Here is a 23,224-nt window from a genome sequence, read left to right as displayed (position 1 = left end):
AGAAACTTGTAAAAAAAATATTCTCTTACAATATCCCACTCCTTAAGCTTCGCTTATAACTTGTCAGCCTCCGGATCGAAAGCTGATGTTACGCTGCATAATTTATTCTCTATCTCTTTTAAGAACTTTGCGCTTCACCTCACGGATCTGCTTTATGTTGTCTGCCATTGCGGCTTAAACCTTCTGATTTTAAGATGTTCAAAATTGCTTTGAACTTTAACTCTTCGCCTCACATCGTTTCCGATTTTCGACTCCCTCGTTTTGGGACTGCAAAGGTAGCAACCTTTTTTAATTTAGCAAACTTTTATTTTTATATTTTTTAAGCTTGCTTTTCAATGAACTTCCCACATTTCCTTTCGGCTTTTGCGGGTTGCAAAGGTAACAACCTTTGATCATTTTGCAAACTTTATTTTTAATTTTTCAAGTCGCTATTTCAATGTACAAATCGCTATTTCGTTTCCTCTTTAGCGGGCTGCAAAGGTAGTAACCTTTGTTGAATTTGCAACTTAATTTTTAATTTTTAGTTGCTTATTTTTTCAGAGAACATACCGCTTCTTCGTTTGCGGGCTGCAAAGGTACGCAGCTTTTTCAATTTCGCAAATGCTACGAAGAAAAATCGCTTAGTGTCAATTTAACACGCTGAAAACTAGGCGGAAAATTTTTCAGATAGGATAACGAGCAGTTGGAGATGCTGTACATTGAGTATATATTACCGGATTTTACAGCAGACCCAGTGTTTGCTTTAAAACTTCTAAACTCATATCTATACCGTTTACAATATGCTTTGCCTGCAAGTAAAAGCTTTCCCGCTCTGCTAATTTGTGGTCTATAAACGTTATCAGATCATCACCCTTTTTTCCTTGCAACACCGGGCGCGGTGTTTTGGCGTTCTCTAAGCGGTTGGCCAGCGCCTTCGCCGACAATTGAATATATAAGGTTTCACCGTGATTATTCATCCACTCCATATTATCATAAAAGCAGGGCAAGCCGCCACCCGTAGATATCACCGTCTTTTCAGGATAAACAGTCGTTTTGAGAATCTCTGATTCCAGCCGGCGAAATTTTTCTTCGCCATGCGCAGCAAAGTACTGGGCAACGGTCATTTCAGCATCAGCTTCCAGTTTATGGTCAAGGTCTATAAAGTGATAATTTACAGCCGCAGCAAGCTTACGGCCCCAGGATGTTTTACCGCAGCCCATAAAGCCGGTTAAAAATATCAGGCTCATTGTTTACCCAAATAGTTTTTAACCAGATCCTCATACTTCGGCATATTATGATAGTGCCATTTGTTTATTACCGTTCCGTTTTTGATAAGCATTATGCCGGGGTTGGCACGCACCATGGTTTTTAAAGGAACGCCATCAGCATAAAATAATTCGGCTACCAGCTTTTGGCTCTTTGCAAAAACTTCGGCATTTGCCGGCGCATTGGATGTGAGGACAATTACCCTTGTGTTAAAATTCTGGATAAGGTTGGCAGATAAAGCGTTTATACGACCTAACGCATCCTTGTTGGTGTCATCTAAATTATATGCCACTATCCATAAGCTATAGAACGGACTCGACAATAGCTCCTGGTTATAATTATTACCGGTGGCATCCTGTATGGCAAGGTCACGTATCTTTGGCTCAAAACCCTTTTTAACCAGCCGGCTTTCGGGGTTGCCTTTTATTTCCCAGTTGGTATCTTTCCAAATAGCGGTTTTAAGGTACTCCTTATCCGTCATTACTTTGGTTTCTTTGGTTTTTTTGTTGGTGAGGTGGTAAGTTATCTCAAATTCATCAGGCTTAGCGCCAGGTGGGGTTTGCATTTCTTGCAGGATATTAGCCCCTACTTTATAAGGTAAGAAATCTATAACCGGCAAAAAGTTAACAGTAAAAAGGCCAAACCCTATAAAAATCAACGTAGCAGCTATAAGCAGCTTATCGCTGGTTTTGTTGGTGAAAAGACTTTTAACCGTTTTGCGGTTAACGAATATCACCACTACCAGCAGCAAAAGCACCATATCCTTACCGAACGATTGCCATGGGGTAAGGGGAATAGCATCGCCAAAGCAGCCGCAGGTTTGTACTACTTTAAAGTATGCCGAGTAAAAGGTAAGGAACCCGAAAAATATAATCAGCAGCAATAATCCCCAAATAACTGATATAGCACGTGCGCCGATAAGCAACGCGAAGCCAAGGATCATCTCCAGGGCGCATAAAATAATAGAAAGGCTTAACGCAAAACCATTAAGCGAGGTAAGGTGAAACACCTCAAAATATTCTTCCAACTTATAAGAAAAGCCCAGCGGATCATTCGCTTTGATCAATCCTGAAAAGATGAACAGCAGGCCAACCGCTATCCTGCAAAACCACACTAATCCATTTTTCATTTTACACCCAGTTTAATCAACGCAAATACAGCATAATTAAGCATGTCCTGATAGTTGGCCTTAACCCCTTCTGATGCAAGGGTTTGACCTTTGTTATCTTCGATCTGCTTAACGCGCAGCAGCTTCATGAGTATCAGATCGGTAAGTGAACTGATGCGCATATCGCGCCAGGCTTCTCCATAGTCATGATTTTTAGCAAACATCAGCTCTTTGGTTTCGTTGGCCTTTTCATCGAATAGTCTTTCTACGTGGCCCGCTTCTAATTCAAAAGGCGTTTCGGGCTTAATATCCAGCTGCATCATAGCAATGATGCAGTAATTTACAATGCCGATATATTCACCGGTAATATCTTCATTAATTTTAGCTACTTTTTTTTCTTCGAGCGTGCGGATGCGCTGGGCCTTGATAAAAATTTGGTCGGTGATAGATTCCGGACGTAGTATGCGCCATGCTGTACCATAATCGCGGGTCTTTTTCATGAAAAGGCCTTTGCAAATGGTTGTAACCGCTTCGTATTCTGCTGCTGTGTTGCTCAAGTTAATGTAAAGTTGAAATGTTGTACGATTGGAATGTTGATGTTATGAGAAAGAAAGATTTTATAAAGCGATTTAACTTTACAACTTTGTAACCTTTCAACATCGCAACAATATCTCCAGTGGCTAAAGATACATTTTTTCAGAAAAAAGCAACCCTTAATGCGGGCGGCAAATTGCTTGATCTTTCGACGCCGAAGGTGATGGGCATTATCAATATAACGCCCGACTCTTTTTTTGCCGGCAGCCGTAAAACCTGTATCGATGCCATTTTAGAGCAGGCGGGTAAAATGCTTGCTGATGGTGCTGCGTTTTTAGATGTGGGGGCTTACTCCTCGCGCCCGGGCGCAACCGATATTTCTGTACATGAAGAAACCGACCGCCTGCTGCCTGCTGTTAAGGCTATTGTTGCAAATTATCCTGAAGCTGTTATATCTGCAGATACCTTTAGAGCAACTGTAGCCGAAGGCGCTATCAAAGCCGGTGCGCATATCATTAATGATATATCCGGAGGTGATTTAGATACTGATATGTTCGCAACTGTTGCCCGCCTGCAGGTACCATATATATTAATGCATATGCGTGGCAACCCGCAAACGATGACCGGGTTAACCAACTATGAAGATATATTTGCTGAAGTGTACAACTACTTCTTGAAAAAAATCTACCAATTGCGGCAGTTGGGTGTACACGATATTATCCTCGATCCGGGTTTTGGGTTTGCTAAAAAAGCGACGAATAGCTATGAGCTGATCAATAAAATGCAGGGCTTTGACACTTTACAGTTACCGGTGCTTGCGGGAATCTCCCGTAAAAAAATGATCTATGGATTGTTGAATGTTACTGCCGACGAAGCTTTAAACGGAACAACGGCCTTAAACATGATAGCATTAATGCATGGTGCCAATATTTTACGTGTGCACGATGTTAAAGAAGCGGTTGAAGCTGTAAAAATATTTGAAGCGGTTACTACTTTACACGGATAAACTGGTATGACGGCCCGTCGGCAGCGTTGGTGCCAATGTTGATGGTGTCGCCCTTTACGCTAAAGGCATCAGAGTAAGCAGGATTGGTAAAAGTTATTAACCCATATTTATAACCCCTGTCTTCGCCGGAATATTTGATATTGAACGTACCCTTTGTTTCTTCCTTACCATCCTTAATCTTGGCGTAGGTGTTACCAACGCCAAAGTAGTAACGGTCTCCTTTACCCGGGGCAAAAGTTTGGGTTTGTCCCCAACCGCCAAATATGGTGCGCAGCTCCCAGGTGCCAAAAACACCTTCGCTAACAACAACTTTCTCTTTCTTGCAAGATGCAAGGGTTATAACGATAACAGTAAGTAATACGAGTTTTTTCATGATTGGCTTTTATTACATTACGTGATAACTTGCAGGTTTGCTACAGGTTAGCAACGTTTTTTATCCAACCAATTCCAGCATCTTTAAAATACTGTCTATGTATTCACGGCTGTTAGCCAGACGTGGTACTTTGTGCTGGCCACCAATTTTTCCTCTTTCTTTCATCCAGTTGAAGAAAGTGCCATCGGCTACTTTGTGTACCTGCGGACGGCGCAGGGCCATATCTTTAAAGCGCTTGGCATCATAATCAGAATTTACACGGCGCAGGTTCTCATCGAGCAGGTCTACAAAGCGTTCAAATTCGGCGGGCTTTTTTACAAATTCTATAAGCCACTCATGAGCACCGCATTTGTCGTCGCTAAAATAAACAGGTGCCGCGGTATAATCGCGGATGATGGCACCGGTTTGAGAACAGGCTTCGGCTAAAGCACGCTCGGCATTATCAATGATCAGTTCTTCGCCAAAGGCGTTAATAAAGTGCTTTGTACGGCCGGTAATCTGGATGCGGTAAGGCGACAAGGAGCTAAACCGCACGGTATCCCCTATCATGTACCGCCATAAACCGGCATTGGTGCTGATGATGAGCGCGTAATTTTTGTTCAGTTCCACCTCGTCGAGTGTGAGTGTTTCCGGATGCTCGTCGTTGATGTTCTCAAGCGGTAAAAACTCGTAGAAGATGCCATAATCAAGCATCAATAACAGGTCGCCTGGCTCTTCCAGGTCCTGTATGCCGAAGAAACCCTCAGAAGCGTTATACGTTTCCAGGTAGTACATATCATCCTTAGGAATCAGTTTTTTAAATTGATCGCGATAAGGGGTAAAGTTAACCGCGCCGTGAAAATACAGCTCCAGGTTAGGCCAAACTTCCAGCAGGTTATTTTTACCGGTGATCTCGAGGATTCGCTTAAATAGTAAAATATTCCAGGTAGGTACGCCGCTGATGCTGGTCACGTTTACATCCTTAGTGGCATAAGCCATCTTTTCAATCTTTTCCTCAAAGTTTTCAATCAGGGCAATATCTAGGTGCGGAGTACGATAAAACTCGGCCCAAAGCGGCAGGTTTTTCATCAGCACGGCTGAGAGATCACCAAAAGAAGTATCTGAATTAAGCTGACCTATTTGGTGGCTACCACCAAGTGTTAAACTTTTTCCGGTAAAAATCCGGGCGTTGGGCCGGTTGTTGAAGTATAGGGTAAGCATATCCTTGCCCCCCTTGAAGTGGCACTCTTCTAACGACTCCTCGCTTACGGGAATAAACTTGCTGCGATCATTCGTAGTGCCCGATGATTTGGCAAACCATCGGATCTCTGACGGCCAAAGCACATTTTTTTCACCCGTGAGCATACGCTCGATATAAGGCTTTAGGGTATCGTAAGTTTGAATCGGTACACGTTCTTTAAAGTGTGCCAGGTTTTCGATGCTTTTGTAGTGGTGCTGCTTGCCCCATTGCGTATTTTCGGCACCGGCCACCAGTTGCTCAAACCATTCCTCTTGTACTTCATTAGGATATTTCATAAAAAGCTCTATCTGGTGGATACGCTTTTTCATGAACCAGGTGAATACGGAGTTAAAAATGGTCATAAATTGGTTAATAGTTAATAGTTGATGATTAAGCTGTAGAGCGTTTTACCCCATTAGCAACCATCAGTCATTAGTAATCTAAAACCCTATTGCGCAAACGTTTTTCGTTTTAAAACAAAGTTTGCCCCAAGATAAACTTTTCTTACCATTTCATTAGCAGCTAAAACTTCAGGAACGCCGGATTCTAGCAATTTCCCTTCAAAAAGCAAGTAAGCGCGATCTGTTATCGACAAAGTTTCCTGCACGTTATGGTCAGTAATTAATATACCAATATTGCGGTGGCGTAATTTAGCGACCATAGCCTGGATCTCTTCAACGGCAATTGGGTCTACACCGGCAAAGGGTTCGTCCAGCAGTACAAAATTCGGTTCGGCAGCAAGTGCGCGTGCAATCTCCGTACGTCGGCGCTCACCACCCGATAGCAGGTCGCCACGGTTGCGGCGAACCTTGTGTAAACTAAACTCGTCTATCAATTCTTCCAGTTTATCGCGCTGCTTATCCCTAGTCATTTTGCCCATCTCCAGCACCGCTTTAATATTATCCTCTACAGAAAGTTTCCGGAAAACGGATGCCTCCTGCGCCAGGTAACCAATGCCTTTTTGGGCACGGCGATACATCGGGTCGCCGGTAATATCCTGATCATCTAAAAAGATCTTGCCCTCATTAGGTTTAATCAATCCTACTATCATGTAAAACGACGTAGTTTTCCCGGCACCGTTGGGGCCTAATAAACCCACAATTTCGCCCTGTGCAACGTTAAACGTAACATCGTTAACAACGGTGCGCTGCTTATATTTCTTAACTAAATTTTCTGCCCGTAATATCATCAATTCAAAATTCAATAGTTAAAATTCAAAATGCATAGTCGTCAAGCTTGCTTTTGACTTTTGACTTTTTACTTAAATCTAATTCCTTTAATGTTTAATTGTATTGTGCGTTGATCGCGCCAGATGTTTTCTTCGATGGTGTAGCAAACATCAAATGGTACATTGTTTTTAAGTAAGGGCAAATATTCAGCGTGGTTAAACGCTATACAGCTAAATGCTGCCGAACCTGGCTGCATAATAAACATTTTGACATGATTACCGCCAACTAAACCCGCGTTACCGCTAACATACACATTTTTACTAATGAAAACCGGCGACATATTCTCCGGCCCGAATGGCGAAAACTGCGTTAAGATGCGGTAAAACTTCGAATCAATGTCCTTTAATTCCAGTTCAGCATCTATCGTAATTTGTTGCACCAGCAGGTCATCTGTAATGGTAGTGCTTACTACTTCTTCAAACTTTTCCATAAAGGCAGGCACATTCTCCGGCTTCATGGTAAGGCCAGCCGCATATTTATGGCCGCCAAATTGAATGAGCAGGTCGCTGCAGCCGCAAAGTGCCTCGTACAGGTCATATCCCAAAACCGAACGTGCCGAACCGGCCACATGCCCGTTAGACCGGGTGAGCACAACAGTTGGGCGATAATATTTTTCTGTAAGGCGCGATGCCACTATGCCAATAACCCCCTTGTGCCAATTCTCATTAAATACCACCGTGGATTTCCGGGCGATGAGCGCAGCATTGTTGTCTATTACGCTTAACGCTTCTTCCGTAATCTGCAAGTCGTGGCCTTTTCGCTCCGTATTGCGGATGTTGATCATGTCGCCTTTTTCCCGGGCGGCATCTTCATGGCAGGCTATCAAAAGTTCGACAGCATGCCTGGCATCATCTATCCGGCCGGCAGCATTGATGCGCGGGCCTAACAAAAACACTACATCAGATATGGTATAGTCTTTAGTTTTACCGGCCACTTCCATCAGCATTTTTACGCCAATGCAGGGGTTGGTATTTATTTTTTGTGTGCCCAGATGTGCCAGCACCCTGTTCTCGCCGGTGATGTGTACAATATCACATGCTATGCTGATGGCAACCAGGTCAAGGTATTCCGCCACATCTTCAAATGGAAGATCATTCTTCTCGGCATATGCCTGGATCAGCTTAAAGCCGATGCCGCAGCCGGATAGCTCTTTGTAAGGGTAGTCGCAATCCTGGCGTTTGGGGTCAAGTATAGCTACTGCAGCCGGCAACTCGTCGCCTGGCAGGTGGTGATCACAAATAATAAAGTCGACGCCCCTTGTGTTTGCATAGGCGATCTTATCGACGGATTTAATACCGCAATCCAAAGCGATAACGACCGTAAAACCGTTCTCTGCAGCATAGTCGATCCCCTGGTTGGAGATGCCGTAGCCTTCTTTATACCTATCAGGGATGTAATACGCTAACTGATCATAAAGCTTGCTAAAAAAACTATAAGTTAACGCCACAGCGGTAGTACCATCCACATCGTAATCGCCATATATCATAACCTTTTCCCGGTTTGCAATGGCTTGCTCAATCCGGTTGATGGCCTTTTCCATATCCTTCATCAGGAAAGGATCATGCAGGTGCAACTCATTGGGGCGGAAAAAGTATTTAGCTTCATCAAAACTGGTTATGCCGCGGTGTGCCAACAGGGCACTCAATATCGGGCTGATGTTAAGCGCCGCCGACAGTTGCTGTACTGTACTGTCATCTGCCGCATCTTTTAACACCCACCGTTTGCTCATAATTGACTATAGTTTAAAAAGAGTAAAGGTAACCATTGGATAGTAAACGCAGGAATAGATAGATAATTTTAATATCTGCGAAAACGTTTGGCGCCTTTTTGAAGAACTTACCTGCCTGAAAGCGTTTGGTATTTGCCGCCGTTTGAGGGATCGGCAGCGGTAAGAATATTCATGGCCTGCAGTTTTTCTTGTGGCGATGCATTGCTGAACAGCGACACCAATTCATCATCTTTAGCCGTATAAAATGCCAGTGGAAGGTACGATCCTAAACGTTTGCGGTCTACCTGTTGTAACACAGGCAGCAATGCGGCTATCGCTTTACGTCCCTTAGCGGGATTATCCGCCATTATATCCAAACCGTTGCGATGATAATCGTAAATAAAATTGCGCAGGTTATTGTAAAGCTTATTGTTCAGATTTTCTACCAACCAATAGCGGTTCAGGTTGCTGTCGAAAGCTTTCCAGCCTTTAAAAGATGATGTCTGCGCATTGATGGCCACGTTTTGAGCAGCTGAAAAATAAGGTGAACCGCCGTAGCGTGAAAACGAATCATAATCCATTCCAACGATGATATAAGCATAAAACGCCATCACCGAGCTGAGATTACTTTGAAAATTCTGGTCGCTATAGTCAATCGTCTGCCCTTCGGTGTAAGTGAAATCTACGTCTTTATCGTTAATGTTTAACAAGGTTGATGTGTAAGTAGAATTGAATACCGGCCTTGATGATTGCACTTGCAGTTCGCCGCTAAAGTTGCTGCCGCCGTCCCAGTTGGTAACGTTATAAACAAAGTTACAGGCAATGCGCTCGTTAGGGGTAATTGGGTCTGCCGCCCACTTACGGCCATTTAAAAAATCTTTCATGGCTGTTTCCAGCGTTTGCAGAATGCGTTTATTGGTGATCTGAATTTTAGGTGCAACCACTTTTACCCTCGCGTTAAGATCCTGCGCCTGCGCTATGTAGCAGGCTGTAAGGAGAAGAGTAACGATGAGTGTTCTTTTCATTGTTTGATCATTTCAACAATCCGGGTGCAAATATCGCGGGCCACTTCGGTTTTGCTTTTCAGATCGTAAACCGTCTTAGTAAGCGCGCTATCAATCAAAGTTACTTTATTGGTATCGCTTTTAAAACCCGCACCACTGTCATTTAACGAATTCAGTACGATAAGGTCCAGGTTTTTGCGTTGTAGTTTTTCAATGGCATATTGTTCTTCGTTTTGCGTTTCCAGCGCAAAGCCTATCAATAGCTGACCGTTGCTTTTTTGTTCGCCGAGGGTTTTAAGGATATCAATCGTTTTTTTGAGGGTAATATTCAGCTCACCATCCTGCTTTTTTATCTTTTGCGTAGCAACTTCTGCCGGCGTGTAATCAGCCACGGCGGCACACATTACGCAGACCCTTGCATTATTAAAATGCTGTAAACAAGCGTTCAACATATCGGCGGCACTAACCACATCTATCCGTTCAATACCTTTTTGTTTACATACTTGTGCAGTAGGACCGGCAATTAAGGTAACATCCGCACCTAATGCGGCTAACTCATCGGCCAAAGCAAAGCCCATTTTACCAGATGAATGATTACCGATAAACCTCACCGGGTCTATCGCTTCATAAGTTGGCCCGGCCGTTACTAAGATTGAGAAGCCGTAAAGTGGCAGTTTGCTTTTAACATCATTGGTTAGAAAGGCAACTATTTCTTCCGGCTCGGCCATTCGGCCTTCGCCATGCAGCCCGCTGGCCAGTTCACCGTTCCCGGGCGGGACCATAATATTGCCGTAAGCTTGAATCTTCCCGATATTGCTTCCCGTAGAATCATGCTTCCACATATCCAGATCCATCGCCGGGGCAAAATAAACCGGGCACTTGGCCGATAGATAAATGGCTGTAAGCAGGTTATCAACCAATCCGCCTGCCATTTTAGCCATGGTATTTGCACTTGCCGGTGCAATGATCATCAGATCGGCCCAAAGGCCTAATTCTACATGGTTATTCCATTCACCGGTCTCTTCTTCGAAGTATTTGGTGTAAACCGGATTTTTAGACAGGGTTGACAGTGTAAGCGGAGTAATAAAGCTTGTAGCATCGGGCGTCATCACCACCTGCACGTTTGCACCAGCCTTTATTAAAAGGCGTACCAACGTAGCTGATTTATAAGCGGCAATGCTACCGCAGACGCCTAATAATATGTTTTTATTCTCCAGCATGAAGTTTTACCCCCTATCTTTTTAAAAGAGGAATCGTTATCAAATATATAAATAACAGCTACAATAAATAAGTAAGCCCCTGTCATTTATGACAGGGGCTTAACTAAGTTCTTATACACCTAAGGGATGTAGTCGCTCTACAATTCTTTTGCTTCTTTAGCAGGATTACGGTAGTAAATCTTGTTCTCTAAAAATTCCTGAACGGCTACCAAAGTTGGCTTAGGCATTCTTTCGTAATGCTTAGAGATTTCGATCTGCTCACGGTTTTCAAACACCTCTTCTAGGTTATCGTTTGCTGACGCAAATTCAGAAAGTTTTTGGTGTAGTTCCTCTTTTATATTGTTAGAGATCTGGTTTGCTCTTTTTGACATAATTACAAGCGACTCATAGATATTGTCGGTTCTCACATCCAGTTCGCGCAAATCACGGGTTACTGTGCTGCTTGCTACAGCTGGTTTGTTTGTGTTGTTAACGGTCATGTCTTTTTATTTAATTATTAGCTGGTATTTTCTGATTATCTCTTCCTTTAACTGACGGCGGCTGGCCGGTATTAGCGGTATCTTTTTTGGCGATCTTCTCTGCCAAGCGCGGGTTAACAGTAGCCTCGGCCAGTACCCTTTTGTTGCGGATGATGCCACGTTCACTATCGCCTTTTAAATCGGCAACGTCGCGTAAATATTTGCTACCCACATATTTTTCTGTGAACTGATCGGCGTATGAAATGGTTTGATTGTAACGCTCTTCTTTACGTTCCTCGCGGCTCACGTTAGCGTACTCGAACTGTGCTTTAATGATAAGGTACTCCAACTCTTCGGCATACTTGGTATCCGGGTAATCGCGCAGCATATTGTTAAACGCAATAACTGCAGATTGGTAATCGCCAATGGTTAAGTACAACTTTGAGTTAGCATAAGCCTTCTCTTCCAATTTATCACGCAAATTCTGAATCAGCTTGCTTGCTTCGGTAACACGGTCACTTTTGGGATAAAGGTTGATGAACAACTGTAAAGATTCGATAGCCTTTTGTGTGTTTTCCTGATCGAGCGAGTATATCGGCGAATCCAGGTAAAAACAGTAAGCTGCAATAAACCGGCACTCCTCGGCCCTTGGGCTTGATGGATAAGTATCTGCAAATGTCTTGAAATGGTACCGTGCAGCGGTGTAATCCTTCAATTTATAGTTGGTGTAAGCATAATAATAATACAGGTCTTCGTAACCTGTGCGGCCACGATAGCGGGTTACCAGGTCTTCAAACAAACCAAGCGCCTTTGAGTAATCCTTTTTATTATAAAGCTTTACCGCTTCCTGGTATTTTTTAGCGTTATCGTTACTTGCCTTTAACTTTTCGTACTTGCTTTTACAACCGCCAAGCGCAATAACCATGAAGAGCATTACGCTTGAAAATAGAAGTAGTTGTTTTTTAAACATTTTGCAAAGATAGTTGAATATTATAAATCAGTCAATTATTTATTTAGCAGACGAATATATAACGACAAAACCTTACCTTATATATAAGGTATCGGTATTTAACATCTTTTAACTTATGAGATATGCAGGTTAGTGATTGTTACCTATCGCATTTAGCGTAAATATACGGCATCCTCTTCGCCGGGCACATTGATCACTACATCAACATGTTCTTTAATTACAGTAGAGAGCGCAATCCCGGCATAATCTGTAGTAACAGGGAAATTTTTATGGTTACGGTCTATCAGTACTACTGTGCGAAGCTTTTTGAGCGGCACATCTAAAAAAACGCCGAAGCCATAAGCCAGCGTTTTGCCGCTGTTAAGCACATCATCCACTAGTACGATTACTTTATTGCTGCACTCTTCAATGTCAAAATCTATGCTGGCGCTCAGACTGGTGCTTTCTTTTTCGAGTTGAATAGTGAGCAGTTTGCTTGTAAAGGGTGCTATCTTATCTAATACGGCCTTCAACCGTTCGGCTACAAAGTTGCCGCGCGGCAGAATACCCGCTATTAAAATCTCCGTTTCATCAAAATTGTCTTCCAGGATCTGGTAAGCAATACGGTCTACCTTTTGCTGTATTTGCGTACTGTTTAATATCAGGATCTTTTTATCAGACATGGTGTGTAATTGGAAACAAATATAATATTAATGATCGTTAACCAATATTTTCATCAATTTCATCTATCAATTTTTCACAAAGCGATTGGTCTGATAGGTATGTTCCCTTTTTCAGTTCAGTTTTAAAACGATTATAATATAAATCGTAAGAATTGCTAAAGACGGCCTGCCAATCATTTTCTTGATGTTCAGATACTGATATACTTTTGGCGTTGATCAATAACAGAATATATCGCCCCGAATTATTGCCTTTTCCTTTAGACCACACAACCAATCCAACTTTAGTAATTCCGTCGATTATTGAAATAACGTCTTCATATAGATACTCATCGATATTTAACGGCTTGATCTGCTTAATAAAGCCCTCCTCATCTACAGTGTTGAAACTTAAATTGACGATTTTGAAATTTAGATCAATCCGGAAAACAAGTTTATCGTCATTTATAGCTAACCGTTTTCTATTGACTAAAGCATCTGCAAACACATGCGTAGTAAAATCATTGAGTTGTAAGAAAAATTGGTCAGGCGATATTATCGACTCCAAAATCCTGCTATCGTGCAACAACCCAAAATATGGCCGGTATTGGCTAATGGTATCTGTCGATTCGCTAAGATTAACCGAATTGAAATCACCTCTCGGTTCTACATCTGTAAAGTATTCTGCCAGTGATGGGGCGATATCCAAGATATTACTTTGCACTCCGTTACCCTTTTACATACGGATAAAACACAAAATTAGCCCCTTCCGGCGTCACCACAAATACGCTCATAAACTCGTTAGGATTTTTATAGGTATTGATGAAGCGCTCTTTCAGTTCGGGTTTGATAATGCCGCGCTCAACAAATTCATCAAGCGTTGACGCGTGGATGCTCCAGTTGGTATTCAGGTCATTGCGGTCGAGGATCAGTTCCCCTATTTTTAGCTCGTGCTGGTGCGCCACAAATATGGGGTGTTGCGAAATCCCTTCCACCATTATATCGGTCGCTACTTCTTTTATCGAGTCGTTAAAAAATTTAAGGTCGCGTTCTAAACTTACCAGCGGACTATCTTTTTTCGGTTTATCTTGTTCGCTACCTTTTTCGTTCAGCAATTCTTCCGGATCCATATCTGTATTTATTAGTGGATTTAATTTTCGCCCTCGGGCGGTTTCGGCTTGGTCAATTTTGCGTTGAACCTGGGTTTAAACCCTACAGGTTTGGCCTGTATTTCTGCAGGTGCAGCTGTTTCTTCGGCTTTATTATCTTCACCGGCATCCGATTCTGCCGGTTTGGTTTTGGTTACACCCGCTTTAAACCTCGGGGTAAAACCGGCGGGTTTTTGTACATCCTCAGCCGGAACATGCGCTTCAGGTTCTTCAGCAGGGGCAGGTTGCGCGGCAGTTTCTGCGGCCGGTGACGGCTTGGTTAGCCCTGCTTTAAACCTGGGGGTAAAACCAGGTTTGGGCACAGTTGCTTGTGACTGATCTTCGGATGTAGACTCCTGACTTCCAGAATTTTGGACACTTTCGCTTTCTTCTGCTTTAGGCTTGTTCAACATAGCCGCGTTAAAGCGTGGTTTAAAACCGGCCGGTTTTGTGGCAGGGGCTTCCGGTGCGGGTTCAGCAGGCTGGTCGTCAGTAGTCCGCGGCATGGCATCCGCTTTGTCTTGCATGGCGGCTTGCTCTTGCACAAAAGTAGGGTTTTGGTCGCCGGTTGCGGCGGCTTCATTAACCTCGGGCGTAACAGTTGCACTTTCTTTTGGTGCGGGGTCCTTTACATCACTGTTGCTTTCGGCCGGTTTGCTGCCGATACCGGGTTTGAACCTGGGCTTGAAGCCCACAGACGGCGCAGGTATTTTTTCATCCAGGATTGATTCGGTAATGGTTTGCTCGGCCAATTGATTTTCAATATGCACCTTTTCCGGTTTAAATTCCGGTGCCAGGTGGTAAGTTTGCCTTAGCTTATTGAACCAGTATTTTTTGGTATGGTCAAAACTTTTTTCGCCCATCTGGTTAAAGTGCCCTTTAAATTCCGAGTAAAGCGCCGGCTCTCCGCTTTGCAAAGCAGCCAGATCTATCCTCTTCTTTTTAAAAAACTCTTCGAAAGTCATGATGACAATTAGTTAATTTGAAAATTTGACGATTTGAAAATTAAACTCATTCTCAAATCGTCAAATCAGCACATGTTCAAATTTCAACGTTCACATCCAGGCTATTAAACCTAATGCCTTTATCGGTCTGTTGCCAATCTTCGCGCTCTTCATCGGTAGCGTTCAATAATTTAGGAAACCACTCTAATGGAAACGCTTGCTGCTTGCCATCCGGTTTCTCTACAAAAAGCAATCCGTTGGCAAAAGTTACCTTAACTTTTTTTTCTTCCTTACGCGATGAAAATAGTGGCATATAATTAAGTCAAAAGTTTAAAGTCAAAAGATCACTGTGTCATTGCGAGCGATAGCGCGGCAACCTTGTCGAACGCAAATCGAAACGCATTGGCGAGGAGATTGCCACGTCGCTGCGCTCCTCGCAATGACAAGATTTTTGGTTTACTCCGCCATGGTATGGTAAACCGCTTGTACGTCATCGTCTTCCTCTAAGCGGTCAACAATTTTGAGTACATCAACGGCTTGTTCTTCAGTTACCGACGTGGTTGATAACGGTATACGCTCCAATTTAGCCGATTTGGTTTCGATCCCCAAACCTTCCAACGCTTTCTGCATCTTGCCAAAATCTTCGTAAGCTGCATGGACTACTGCAATTTCGTTCCCTTCCTCATCTGCATCAACAAACAGATCTTCCAAACCTGCGTCTATCAGTTCAAATTCAAGTTCTTCCAGGTCGCGGTCGCCCGGGTCAAAGGTAAAAACCGATTTACGGCTGAAGATAAAATCCAGCGAGCCGGTTTTACCCAATGTGCCGCCATATTTAGTAAAATAGCTGCGTACGTTTGCTACTGTACGGTTAAGATTATCAGTGGCGGTTTCTACCAAAATCGCTACGCCATGCTGCGCATAACCTTCGTACACAATTTCCTCGTAATCCTTTTCATCACGGCTGGTAGCGCGCTTAATAGCGGCCTCAACCCTGTCTTTAGGCATATTAACAGCCTTTGAGTTTTGGATAGCAGTGCGCAGGCGCGAGTTAGAGTTAGGGTCGCCACCGCCGGCCTTAACCGCCATTACGATCTCTTTTCCTAAACGCGTAAATTGAACGGCCATCTTGGCCCAACGCTTAAATTTTCTCTCTTTACGGAATTCAAATGCTCTTCCCATATCTATTGTCCATTGACCATGGTTAATGGTCAAATATAATTAGTTTATTATTATAAGGTATTCTTCAAATTCGTTAACATATCATCCGTCATCTTTGCCAGATCATACTCCAATTGCCAGCCCCAGTCTTGCTGTGCCTGGCTGTCGTCTATTGATTTAGGCCAGCTATCGGCAATGGCTTGCCGCGGGTCGTTATCTGCGTAGCTGATCTCAAAATCAGGCAGTGTTTGTTTGATCTTCGCTGCCAACTGCGTTGGCGTAAAGCTGATACCGGCCAGGTTGTAACTCGAACGGATGGTCAGGCTTTCTGCAGGCGCGTCCATTAAACTGATTGTAGCGCGGATAGCGTCATCCATATACATCATTGGTAAAGCAGTCTCTGCCGATAAGAAACTCTGATACGTCCCGTTCTTTAACGCCTCATGAAAAATGTGTACGGCGTAATCTGTTGTTCCGCCGCCGGGGTTCGCTCTCCAGCCAATCAAGCCCGGGTAACGCAAGCTACGTACATCAAGGCCGTATTTGGTGAAATAGTACTCGCACCAACGCTCGCCGGCCAGTTTACTAAAACCGTAAACGGTATTAGGATCCATTACACAGTATTGCGGGGTATCGTACTGCGGCGAATGCGGGCCAAAAACCGCTATTGAGCTGGGCCAAAACACCTTAGCTGTTTTAAATTCCACCGCGAAATCAAGCACATGCAAAAGGCCGGTCATATTTAAATCCCATGCCATTTTAGGCTTTTGTTCACCTACGGCAGATAATATGGCTGCCAGCAAGTAAACCTGTGTTGGGCGGTGCTTATCAAATATATGGTGCAGATTATCTTTATCCAGTACGTTGGCAAATTCAAATGGGCCGCCATTTCGTATGGCATAATTAGGGCTGTTAATATCAGATGCTATAACGTTTTCGGCAGCGTGTATACCCCTTAAAGCGGTTACCAATTCGGTACCAATTTGCCCGTTGGCGCCAATCACTAAAATCTTTTCACTCATGCATTCAAAGGTTTGGGTACAAAGGTAAAAATTTGGACGTAATCCGTTAATTTTTGCCAAAACAAAGGTTAATAGACAAATTAGTAGTCATTTTGGCAAAAAAGTCCCATATTTGAGGTTTATTCAAAACCATAATTTATTAACAAATGAAAGTCGCAGTTGTTGGTGCCACCGGTTTGGTAGGCACTAAAATGTTGCAGGTTCTGGCAGAACGCAACTTCCCCGTTACAGAATTGATCCCCGTAGCTTCCGCAAAAAGTATTGGTAAAGAAATTACTTATAAGGGTAAGCAGTATAAGGTGGTTTCTGTTGAGGATGCGATTAAGATGAAACCCGATGTGGCACTTTTTAGTGCTGGCGGCAGTGCTTCTTTAGAACAGGCGCCCCTGTTTGCAGCAGCCGGTACAACTGTTATCGATAACTCATCGGCTTGGCGTATGGATCCTACCAAAAAACTGGTAGTACCTGAAGTAAATGCTGATGTGTTGACCGCGGATGATAAGATCATCGCTAACCCAAATTGCTCCACGATACAAATGGTAGTGGCCTTAAAGCCCCTGCACGATAAATATAAAATTAAACGTGTGGTAGTATCTACCTACCAATCTGTAACTGGAACGGGTGTTAAGGCTGTTGAGCAGCTAATGAACGAGCGTAAAGGCATAGACGGGCCTAAAGCCTACCCGTACACTATCGACCTGAATGTTTTACCTCATATTGATGTGTTTACCGAGAACGGTTACACCAAAGAGGAAATGAAGATGGTGAAAGAAACCAACAAGATCATGGGCGACGATACCATTAAAGTTACCGCTACCACCGTGCGCATCCCGGTAATGGGCGGCCATTCGGAGTCGGTTAACATTGAGTTTCTGCATGAGTTTGACTTGGCCGACGTGCGTAACTTATTAACGCATTCGCCGGGCATTGTGGTGGTTGATGATGTAGCTAACCTGAAATACCCGATGCCACTTGACGCGCACGATAAAGACGAAGTTTTTGTTGGCCGCCTTCGCCGCGACGAAAGCCAGGAAAAAACCCTTAATTGCTGGATAGTTGCCGATAATCTGCGTAAAGGTGCAGCAACTAACGCCATCCAGATTGCCGAATACCTGGTTGAAAAGCATTTGGTTGGGCAGGCCGTAGAGGCGTAGTTTAGAGATTGGTGATTAGCTAATTGAAGATTAGTTACCAGCTTTACTTAAATACATTTAATAGGGATGATCTGGAGATTATCCCTATTTTTATTTTATGAAAATTGCCAGACTGCTTTTATCAACTGCCTACCCTTTTATATCGATGGTTGCATTTGCGCAGAGCCCAAAGGCTATTGAAGCTAACCTACTAAAATCATTTAAACGAATTGACTACTGGAGCCATCACCCAAATGAAAACCCATTAATCATCGGTGATTCGCTCGAGGCAGCGAATAACGCTTTTGGTGAAAATCTTAAAGCGTACTCCATTAAATATCCCGGTACCATAAACCAAACGTTTACATCGCTTACAAAAGAAAATTTGGATATTGTCACTTCCGATGATTTGAAATTCAGGATTTTTTCCTGGGATACCTGGACAGGCGGCACAATGCATTTTTTTTTCAATGTTTTACAATACAGAGTAGGTGAAAAAACCTTTGCCGAAGTTATTCGTGGTGCGGAAGATAATTATGTGCCGTTTTATAAGCGTTTGTATACTTTTAAAGCGGCGGGCAAAACTTATTACCTGGCTACATATGGAACAATTTTTTCTACCAAAGATGTAGGCGAAGGGATAAAAGTGTTTGCTATAGAAAATGGCAAACTAAATAAGGCCGTTAATTTGATTAGAACGAAATCGGGTTTACACAATAAATTATACTACGATTATGATTTTAGTACAATAGCCGACTGGGAGATAACTGGCAAAGTCTCTGATTGGAAAGATGTGCCCGCTATTTCTTTTGATATAACTACAAATAGTATTTACCTCCCTGTAATAACAGACAAGGGTCGGGCAACCGGAAAGTTTATCACTTATAAATTCACCGGCAAGTATTTCGAAAAGGTAAGTACCTTAGCCAAATGATCTCTTTCGCTCACCGTGTTTTTATGGAAGTTGCTGCTAACCTAAGTTTTAGCAAGGCGGCACAGGTGCTGTTTGTAACACAGCCGGCCATTAGCAAGCACGTTAAAGCGCTTGAAGATCAGTATAAGGTGGCTTTGTTCGAGCGCAAAGGTAACAGTATCCTGCTAACCGATGCGGGGCAAAAACTTAACGAATATCTTTTACAGGCTACAGAGATAGAGCGCAAGATCGATTACGATCTGTCTATCCTCAGCAATGCCTCAAACGCTGCCGGCCATTTGCGGCTGGGAGCCAGCACAACCATTGCACTTTATATTCTACCGTCAATATTATCAGGGTTTCAGCGCGAGTATGCCAGCGTTGGTGTACAGCTGGTTAACCGCAACTCGGAGTATATTTTAAATGCGCTGCTTAATCATGAGGTTGACCTGGGTATTATAGAGGCAGATAGCAAACTTACCACTGTGAGTTACAAACCTTTCATGAGCGACGAGGTAATCCCTGTATGTTCGGCTAAAAGTCCGCTGGCGGGGAAGTCGCTAACGCTTAAACAATTTATAAAAACACCATTGGCCGTTCGTGAGCGTGGTTCCGGAACGTTAACCGCTGTTCTTAAAGCTTTGTCTGCCCTGAATATTAAACCGGCCGACCTTTCCGTTAAGATCCGCCTGGGCGGTACCGAGGCACTGAAAAATTTCCTGCTGGCCGATCAGTGCCTGGGTTTTATGCCCCGCCCGTCGATCGTGCGCGAGCTGGCCGAGGGCGACCTGGTGGAAGTGCCCGTTGAGGGCTTGCACATTACCCGCGATTTCTTTTTCATCCGCCGCAAAGGCACCGAAGATTATGGTCTGACGGTGAATTTTATCAACTATGCATCGTCGCGTATCTAAAGATTGTCAAATTCTACTTTCTTAAAACTTTAAATTTTTAGCCTTGTAGTTTAGGTACATTATAACCTATTAAAATATAGTTATGGCTAATTTAAGTAACAAAAAGGTAGCGCTGCTAACCGAAGAAGGATTTGAACAAGTGGAATTAACCAGCCCTAAAGAGGCACTGGAAGCCGCAGGCGCAACTGTACATATCATATCGCCAAAAAGCGGCAAAATAAAAGCCTGGGATAAAACTGACTGGGGAATTGAAGTTGATGTAGATAAGGTATTGACAGATGTTAGCCCCGACGACTATGACGCGCTGGTATTGCCCGGCGGAGTATTGAACCCTGATAAGCTGCGCCAAAATAAAGATGCAGTAGCATTTGTATCGGCTTTTTTGGATGAGGGCAAACCTGTTGCCGCTATTTGCCATGGTCCGCAATTGCTGATTGAAACCGGCATGATCAGCGGCCGCAAGTTAACTTCGTTCCCTTCCCTGCAAACCGATTTAACAAACGCGGGTGCCGAATGGGTGGATGAAGAAGTAGTTGTAGATAACGGATTGGTAACCAGCCGTACCCCTGCCGACCTGGATGCCTTTAACCGCAAAACCATTGAAGAGATTGGCGAAGGATTGCACGAGTAAGCGTTCGGTAATGCCGATTGGTGGATATTAAAATTTGTGGATGATGAAGATAAGTCTTCGTCATCCACAATTAAGTATTGCGTGATATTTTATCTCACTCATCTATCAACGCCTTTTACTTTATCTTTACTGCATGCCGCAAAAAAAAGCTGTAATTATTGGTGCCGGGATTGCCGGGATTGCCTCGGCCATCCGTTTGGCGGTAAAGGGTTACGCGGTAGAGGTGTTTGAAGCCAATAGCTATCCCGGAGGTAAATTATCTGAAATTGAGCTAAATGGCTATCGTTTTGATGCCGGACCTAGCCTGCTTACCATGCCGCACTATATTGATGAGCTGTTTCGGCTTGCCGGTAAAAACCCTGCAAATTATTTTCTTTATGAACAGCTGGATATAGTATGCCGCTATTTTTATGAAGACGGGACCAGGATTAACGCTTATGCCGATACCGGCAAATTCGCGCGTGAGATGGAAACTCAAACCGGGGAACCGGCTGCTTCGATAGTAAAACACCTGGCTAACAGCCGCGACATTTACAGCATCACCAATCATGTATTTTTAGAGCGTTCATTACACCGGCTGCAAACTTATATACGGTGGGATACTATGCGTTCAATTTTTAAATTTCCAAAGATTGACCCCTTCCGAACCATGCACAGGGCAAATGCCCATAGCTTTAAAGATGCACGGGTAGTCCAGTTTTTCGACAGATATGCCACCTATAATGGGTCTGACCCATACCAGGCACCGGCTACCTTAAATGTAATTCCTCATTTGGAACACCACTTTGGCGCCTATTTTCCCGAGGGAGGAATGTATAGCATCACGCAATCTCTGGTAACGCTGGCAGAAGGTTTGGGCGTAAAGTTTCACTATGATACTTATGTGGATGAGGTTGTCGTTATCAACGGCAACGCTAAAGGTATCAGGGCAAAAGGCCAAAATATTATTGCTGATCTAGTAGTATCCAACATGGACGTGTGGTTTACTTACAAAAAGCTTTTGGCTAAATATCCAGGTATACACCCTAAAAAAACATTAAAACAGGAAAGGAGCAGCTCGGCTTTGATTTTTTACTGGGGCATTAAAAAAAGTTTCCCGCAGTTGGATCTGCATAATATATTCTTCAGTGCCGATTATCGGGCTGAATTTGACCATATCTGGCAGCAAAGAACCATTTATACCGACCCAACTGTGTACGTTAACATTAGCAGTAAACATCAACCCGATGATGCCCCGGCCTGCTGCGAAAATTGGTTTGTAATGATTAACGTTCCGGCAGACAACGGGCAGGATTGGGACAAGCTTATAGCCGACGCCCGCACCAGCATCCAACTAAAATTATCCAGAATACTGGGTGAAGATATTGCCTCATTGATAGTTTGCGAAACCATACTTGACCCACGGGGTATCGAGAGCAAAACCTCATCATACAAAGGGTCTATTTACGGCACCAGTTCCAATAACCAGTTTGCAGCGTTTTTGCGCCATGCCAACAGATCGTCTAAAGTACAAGGTTTGTATTTTTGCGGAGGTAGCGTTCACCCTGGCGGAGGCATTCCATTGTGTTTACTATCAGCGAAGATAGTAAGCGAAATGCTGCCGGGACAGTAATTTTTCAGCATTCAAATGCGGATGTCTTTTTAACAAAACTAAACAGACTGAATTGTTGCCGGATACCAACCCCGATGACCGCACTCAAAGGGACACTGCCCGCTTTAAAAAAACTGCTCTTAGTTTTCTAACACCATCTTTTCAAGCGCATCTATCCATTTAGGCGAGTCATTAAGGCTCTCCACTAATTGCACATGTTCGCCGCCAAGGGCTTTAAACTCATCGCCATATTCGGTAGTTACTTCATAAACCGTCTCCAGGCAGTCGGCCACAAAAGCGGGGCAAAACACCAGCAATCGTTTTTTACCTTCGGCTGCCATCTGTTTAATAATTTCGCTCGTGTAAGGCTGCACCCACGGATCGCTACCCAGGCGCGATTGGAAGCAAACGGTATATTGACCCTGGCTAAGACCCATCTTTTCGGCAATAAGCCGCGCGGTATCATGCGATTGCGCCGAATAACAAAACTTATTGGTATTGTTCAATGTGTTGCAGCAGCCATCTTGTTTCAGGCACCAGCTATGGGTATGGTCGCATTTGATCAGCTGCCGCTGTGGCAGTCCATGAAAACTGAACAAAATATGATCGTAAGTTTCCGGTTGATGTTTGGCGGCGTTATCGGCAAACGTTTCTATCATCAAAGCATTATCGTGAAACGAATTGGTGAACGAAATGTTAGGCACGGTTTGCCAATCCTTTACAATGCGCATCACCTTTTCATGAACAGAGCCTGTGCTGGCAGATGCATATTGAGGGAACAGTGCGATCACCTGGATCTCGCTCACCAGTGCATCTTTCAAACGCTGCAATGCCGATTCTATTGAAGGACTTTGGTAGCGCATGGCCAGCTCCACCATATACGCGTCGCCGAGGCGCTGCTGCAGGGCCTGCTGTTGTAAAATACTGTAGTGCTTAAGGGGTGAACCTGTTTTATCGTCCCAAATCGCTTTATACAACTTGGCAGACTTTGGCGCTCTGAAGGGGACAATAACGCCCTTCACAAGTACCGTACGCAAGGCAGCGTTAACATCTATTAC

Annotated in this window: 25 protein-coding genes; 6 read left to right on the top strand and 19 right to left on the bottom strand. The window is 43.7% G+C overall.

Going from position 1 to position 23,224, the window contains the following annotated elements; genetic code table 11:
• Positions 1-719 precede the first annotated feature (719 nt).
• From ACE5CV_RS04970 to ACE5CV_RS04960, 3 genes are read right to left on the bottom strand one after another with little or no spacing between them, the layout of a single operon-like run.
• A complete protein-coding gene (locus ACE5CV_RS04970; protein ID WP_374949061.1) occupies positions 720-1,226 on the bottom strand; it encodes a shikimate kinase in 507 nt (168 codons plus the stop codon).
• A complete protein-coding gene (locus tag ACE5CV_RS04965; RefSeq protein WP_374949060.1) occupies positions 1,223-2,374 on the bottom strand; it encodes a BT_3928 family protein in 1,152 nt (383 codons plus the stop codon). The genes ACE5CV_RS04970 and ACE5CV_RS04965 overlap by 4 nt, the downstream gene beginning before the upstream one ends.
• Entirely contained in the window at positions 2,371-2,853 is a 483-nt protein-coding gene (locus tag ACE5CV_RS04960) for a DUF1599 domain-containing protein (RefSeq protein ID WP_374949062.1), read from the bottom strand. The genes ACE5CV_RS04965 and ACE5CV_RS04960 overlap by 4 nt, the downstream gene beginning before the upstream one ends.
• A 176-nt stretch (positions 2,854-3,029) precedes the next feature.
• Here ACE5CV_RS04960 and folP point away from each other — a divergent pair, with 176 nt between their 5' ends.
• Positions 3,030-3,893 (top strand): dihydropteroate synthase, encoded by an 864-nt coding sequence (gene folP / locus ACE5CV_RS04955; RefSeq protein ID WP_374949059.1) that lies wholly within the window; start codon positions 3,030-3,032, stop codon positions 3,891-3,893.
• On the opposite strand, the gene ACE5CV_RS04950 is transcribed toward folP, so the two are convergent.
• From ACE5CV_RS04950 to ACE5CV_RS04880, 15 genes are all read right to left on the bottom strand, one after another.
• The gene (locus ACE5CV_RS04950) at positions 3,877-4,266 is read right to left on the bottom strand and encodes a hypothetical protein (RefSeq protein WP_374949058.1); all 390 of its coding nucleotides are present in this window, start codon (positions 4,264-4,266) and stop codon (positions 3,877-3,879) included. The genes folP and ACE5CV_RS04950 overlap by 17 nt on opposite strands.
• 60 nt (positions 4,267-4,326) lie before the next feature.
• A complete protein-coding gene (locus ACE5CV_RS04945) occupies positions 4,327-5,847 on the bottom strand; it encodes a GH3 auxin-responsive promoter family protein (RefSeq protein WP_374949057.1) in 1,521 nt (506 codons plus the stop codon).
• 86 nt (positions 5,848-5,933) lie between these two features.
• A complete protein-coding gene (lptB, locus tag ACE5CV_RS04940) occupies positions 5,934-6,674 on the bottom strand; it encodes an LPS export ABC transporter ATP-binding protein (RefSeq protein WP_374949056.1) in 741 nt (246 codons plus the stop codon).
• Positions 6,675-6,742: 68 nt separating this feature from the next.
• On the bottom strand, positions 6,743-8,443 hold the full coding sequence (gene recJ, locus ACE5CV_RS04935) for a single-stranded-DNA-specific exonuclease RecJ (protein ID WP_374949055.1): 1,701 nt from the start codon (positions 8,441-8,443) through the stop codon (positions 6,743-6,745).
• A gap of 107 nt (positions 8,444-8,550) precedes the next feature.
• Complete coding sequence (locus ACE5CV_RS04930; RefSeq protein WP_374949054.1) at positions 8,551-9,447, bottom strand: DUF4835 family protein; 897 nt, start codon at positions 9,445-9,447, stop codon at positions 8,551-8,553.
• Positions 9,444-10,646, bottom strand: a complete 1,203-nt coding sequence (gene coaBC, locus ACE5CV_RS04925) for a bifunctional phosphopantothenoylcysteine decarboxylase/phosphopantothenate--cysteine ligase CoaBC (RefSeq protein ID WP_374949053.1) — start codon at positions 10,644-10,646, stop codon at positions 9,444-9,446. The genes ACE5CV_RS04930 and coaBC overlap by 4 nt, the downstream gene beginning before the upstream one ends.
• Positions 10,647-10,783: 137 nt before the next feature.
• Entirely contained in the window at positions 10,784-11,125 is a 342-nt protein-coding gene (locus ACE5CV_RS04920) for a DNA-directed RNA polymerase subunit omega (RefSeq protein WP_374949052.1), read from the bottom strand.
• Positions 11,126-11,135: 10 nt separating this feature from the next.
• Entirely contained in the window at positions 11,136-12,074 is a 939-nt protein-coding gene (locus ACE5CV_RS04915; protein ID WP_374949051.1) for an outer membrane protein assembly factor BamD, read from the bottom strand.
• 152 nt (positions 12,075-12,226) lie between these two features.
• Positions 12,227-12,736, bottom strand: coding sequence for a phosphoribosyltransferase family protein (locus ACE5CV_RS04910; protein WP_374949050.1), 510 nt, complete (start codon positions 12,734-12,736; stop codon positions 12,227-12,229).
• A gap of 37 nt (positions 12,737-12,773) precedes the next feature.
• Positions 12,774-13,436, bottom strand: a complete 663-nt coding sequence (locus ACE5CV_RS04905) for a hypothetical protein (protein WP_374949049.1) — start codon at positions 13,434-13,436, stop codon at positions 12,774-12,776.
• Between the two features lie 4 nt (positions 13,437-13,440).
• Complete coding sequence (locus ACE5CV_RS04900) at positions 13,441-13,842, bottom strand: hypothetical protein (RefSeq protein WP_374949048.1); 402 nt, start codon at positions 13,840-13,842, stop codon at positions 13,441-13,443.
• A gap of 20 nt (positions 13,843-13,862) precedes the next feature.
• Complete coding sequence (locus tag ACE5CV_RS04895) at positions 13,863-14,825, bottom strand: hypothetical protein (protein WP_374949047.1); 963 nt, start codon at positions 14,823-14,825, stop codon at positions 13,863-13,865.
• A 76-nt stretch (positions 14,826-14,901) separates the two neighbouring features.
• A complete protein-coding gene (locus ACE5CV_RS04890; RefSeq protein WP_374949046.1) occupies positions 14,902-15,117 on the bottom strand; it encodes a DUF2442 domain-containing protein in 216 nt (71 codons plus the stop codon).
• A 143-nt stretch (positions 15,118-15,260) separates the two neighbouring features.
• The gene (locus tag ACE5CV_RS04885) at positions 15,261-15,986 is read right to left on the bottom strand and encodes a YebC/PmpR family DNA-binding transcriptional regulator (RefSeq protein WP_374949045.1); all 726 of its coding nucleotides are present in this window, start codon (positions 15,984-15,986) and stop codon (positions 15,261-15,263) included.
• Positions 15,987-16,036: 50 nt separating this feature from the next.
• Positions 16,037-16,987 carry an NAD-dependent epimerase/dehydratase family protein gene (locus tag ACE5CV_RS04880; RefSeq protein ID WP_374949044.1) on the bottom strand — a complete coding sequence of 317 codons (951 nt, stop codon included), beginning with the start codon at positions 16,985-16,987 and terminating at the stop codon, positions 16,037-16,039.
• 146 nt (positions 16,988-17,133) lie between these two features.
• On the opposite strand from ACE5CV_RS04880, the gene ACE5CV_RS04875 reads away from it, so the two are divergent.
• The 5 genes from ACE5CV_RS04875 to crtD all read left to right on the top strand — a co-directional run bounded on the left by ACE5CV_RS04875 (position 17,134) and on the right by crtD (position 22,187).
• Positions 17,134-18,141 (top strand): aspartate-semialdehyde dehydrogenase, encoded by a 1,008-nt coding sequence (locus ACE5CV_RS04875; RefSeq protein ID WP_374949043.1) that lies wholly within the window; start codon positions 17,134-17,136, stop codon positions 18,139-18,141.
• Between the two features lie 97 nt (positions 18,142-18,238).
• Positions 18,239-19,054, top strand: coding sequence for a hypothetical protein (locus ACE5CV_RS04870; RefSeq protein ID WP_374949042.1), 816 nt, complete (start codon positions 18,239-18,241; stop codon positions 19,052-19,054).
• A complete protein-coding gene (locus tag ACE5CV_RS04865; RefSeq protein WP_374949041.1) occupies positions 19,051-19,944 on the top strand; it encodes a LysR substrate-binding domain-containing protein in 894 nt (297 codons plus the stop codon). The genes ACE5CV_RS04870 and ACE5CV_RS04865 overlap by 4 nt, the downstream gene beginning before the upstream one ends.
• A gap of 82 nt (positions 19,945-20,026) precedes the next feature.
• The gene (locus ACE5CV_RS04860) at positions 20,027-20,575 is read left to right on the top strand and encodes a type 1 glutamine amidotransferase domain-containing protein (RefSeq protein WP_374949040.1); all 549 of its coding nucleotides are present in this window, start codon (positions 20,027-20,029) and stop codon (positions 20,573-20,575) included.
• Between the two features lie 133 nt (positions 20,576-20,708).
• Positions 20,709-22,187: a 1-hydroxycarotenoid 3,4-desaturase CrtD gene (gene crtD, locus ACE5CV_RS04855; RefSeq protein ID WP_374949039.1), complete on the top strand. Its 1,479-nt coding sequence runs from the start codon at positions 20,709-20,711 to the stop codon at positions 22,185-22,187.
• Between the two features lie 119 nt (positions 22,188-22,306).
• Here the strand turns inward: crtD and ACE5CV_RS04850 are convergent.
• The coding region (locus ACE5CV_RS04850) for a ferrochelatase (protein ID WP_374949038.1) at positions 22,307-23,224 on the bottom strand (918 nt) is incomplete at its 5' end.

It is taken from the genome of Mucilaginibacter sp. (assembly GCF_964263795.1).
Lineage (GTDB): Bacteria > Bacteroidota > Bacteroidia > Sphingobacteriales > Sphingobacteriaceae > Mucilaginibacter.
Note: the sequence above shows the minus strand (reverse complement) of the source record. Positions and strands in the feature narration are given on the sequence as shown.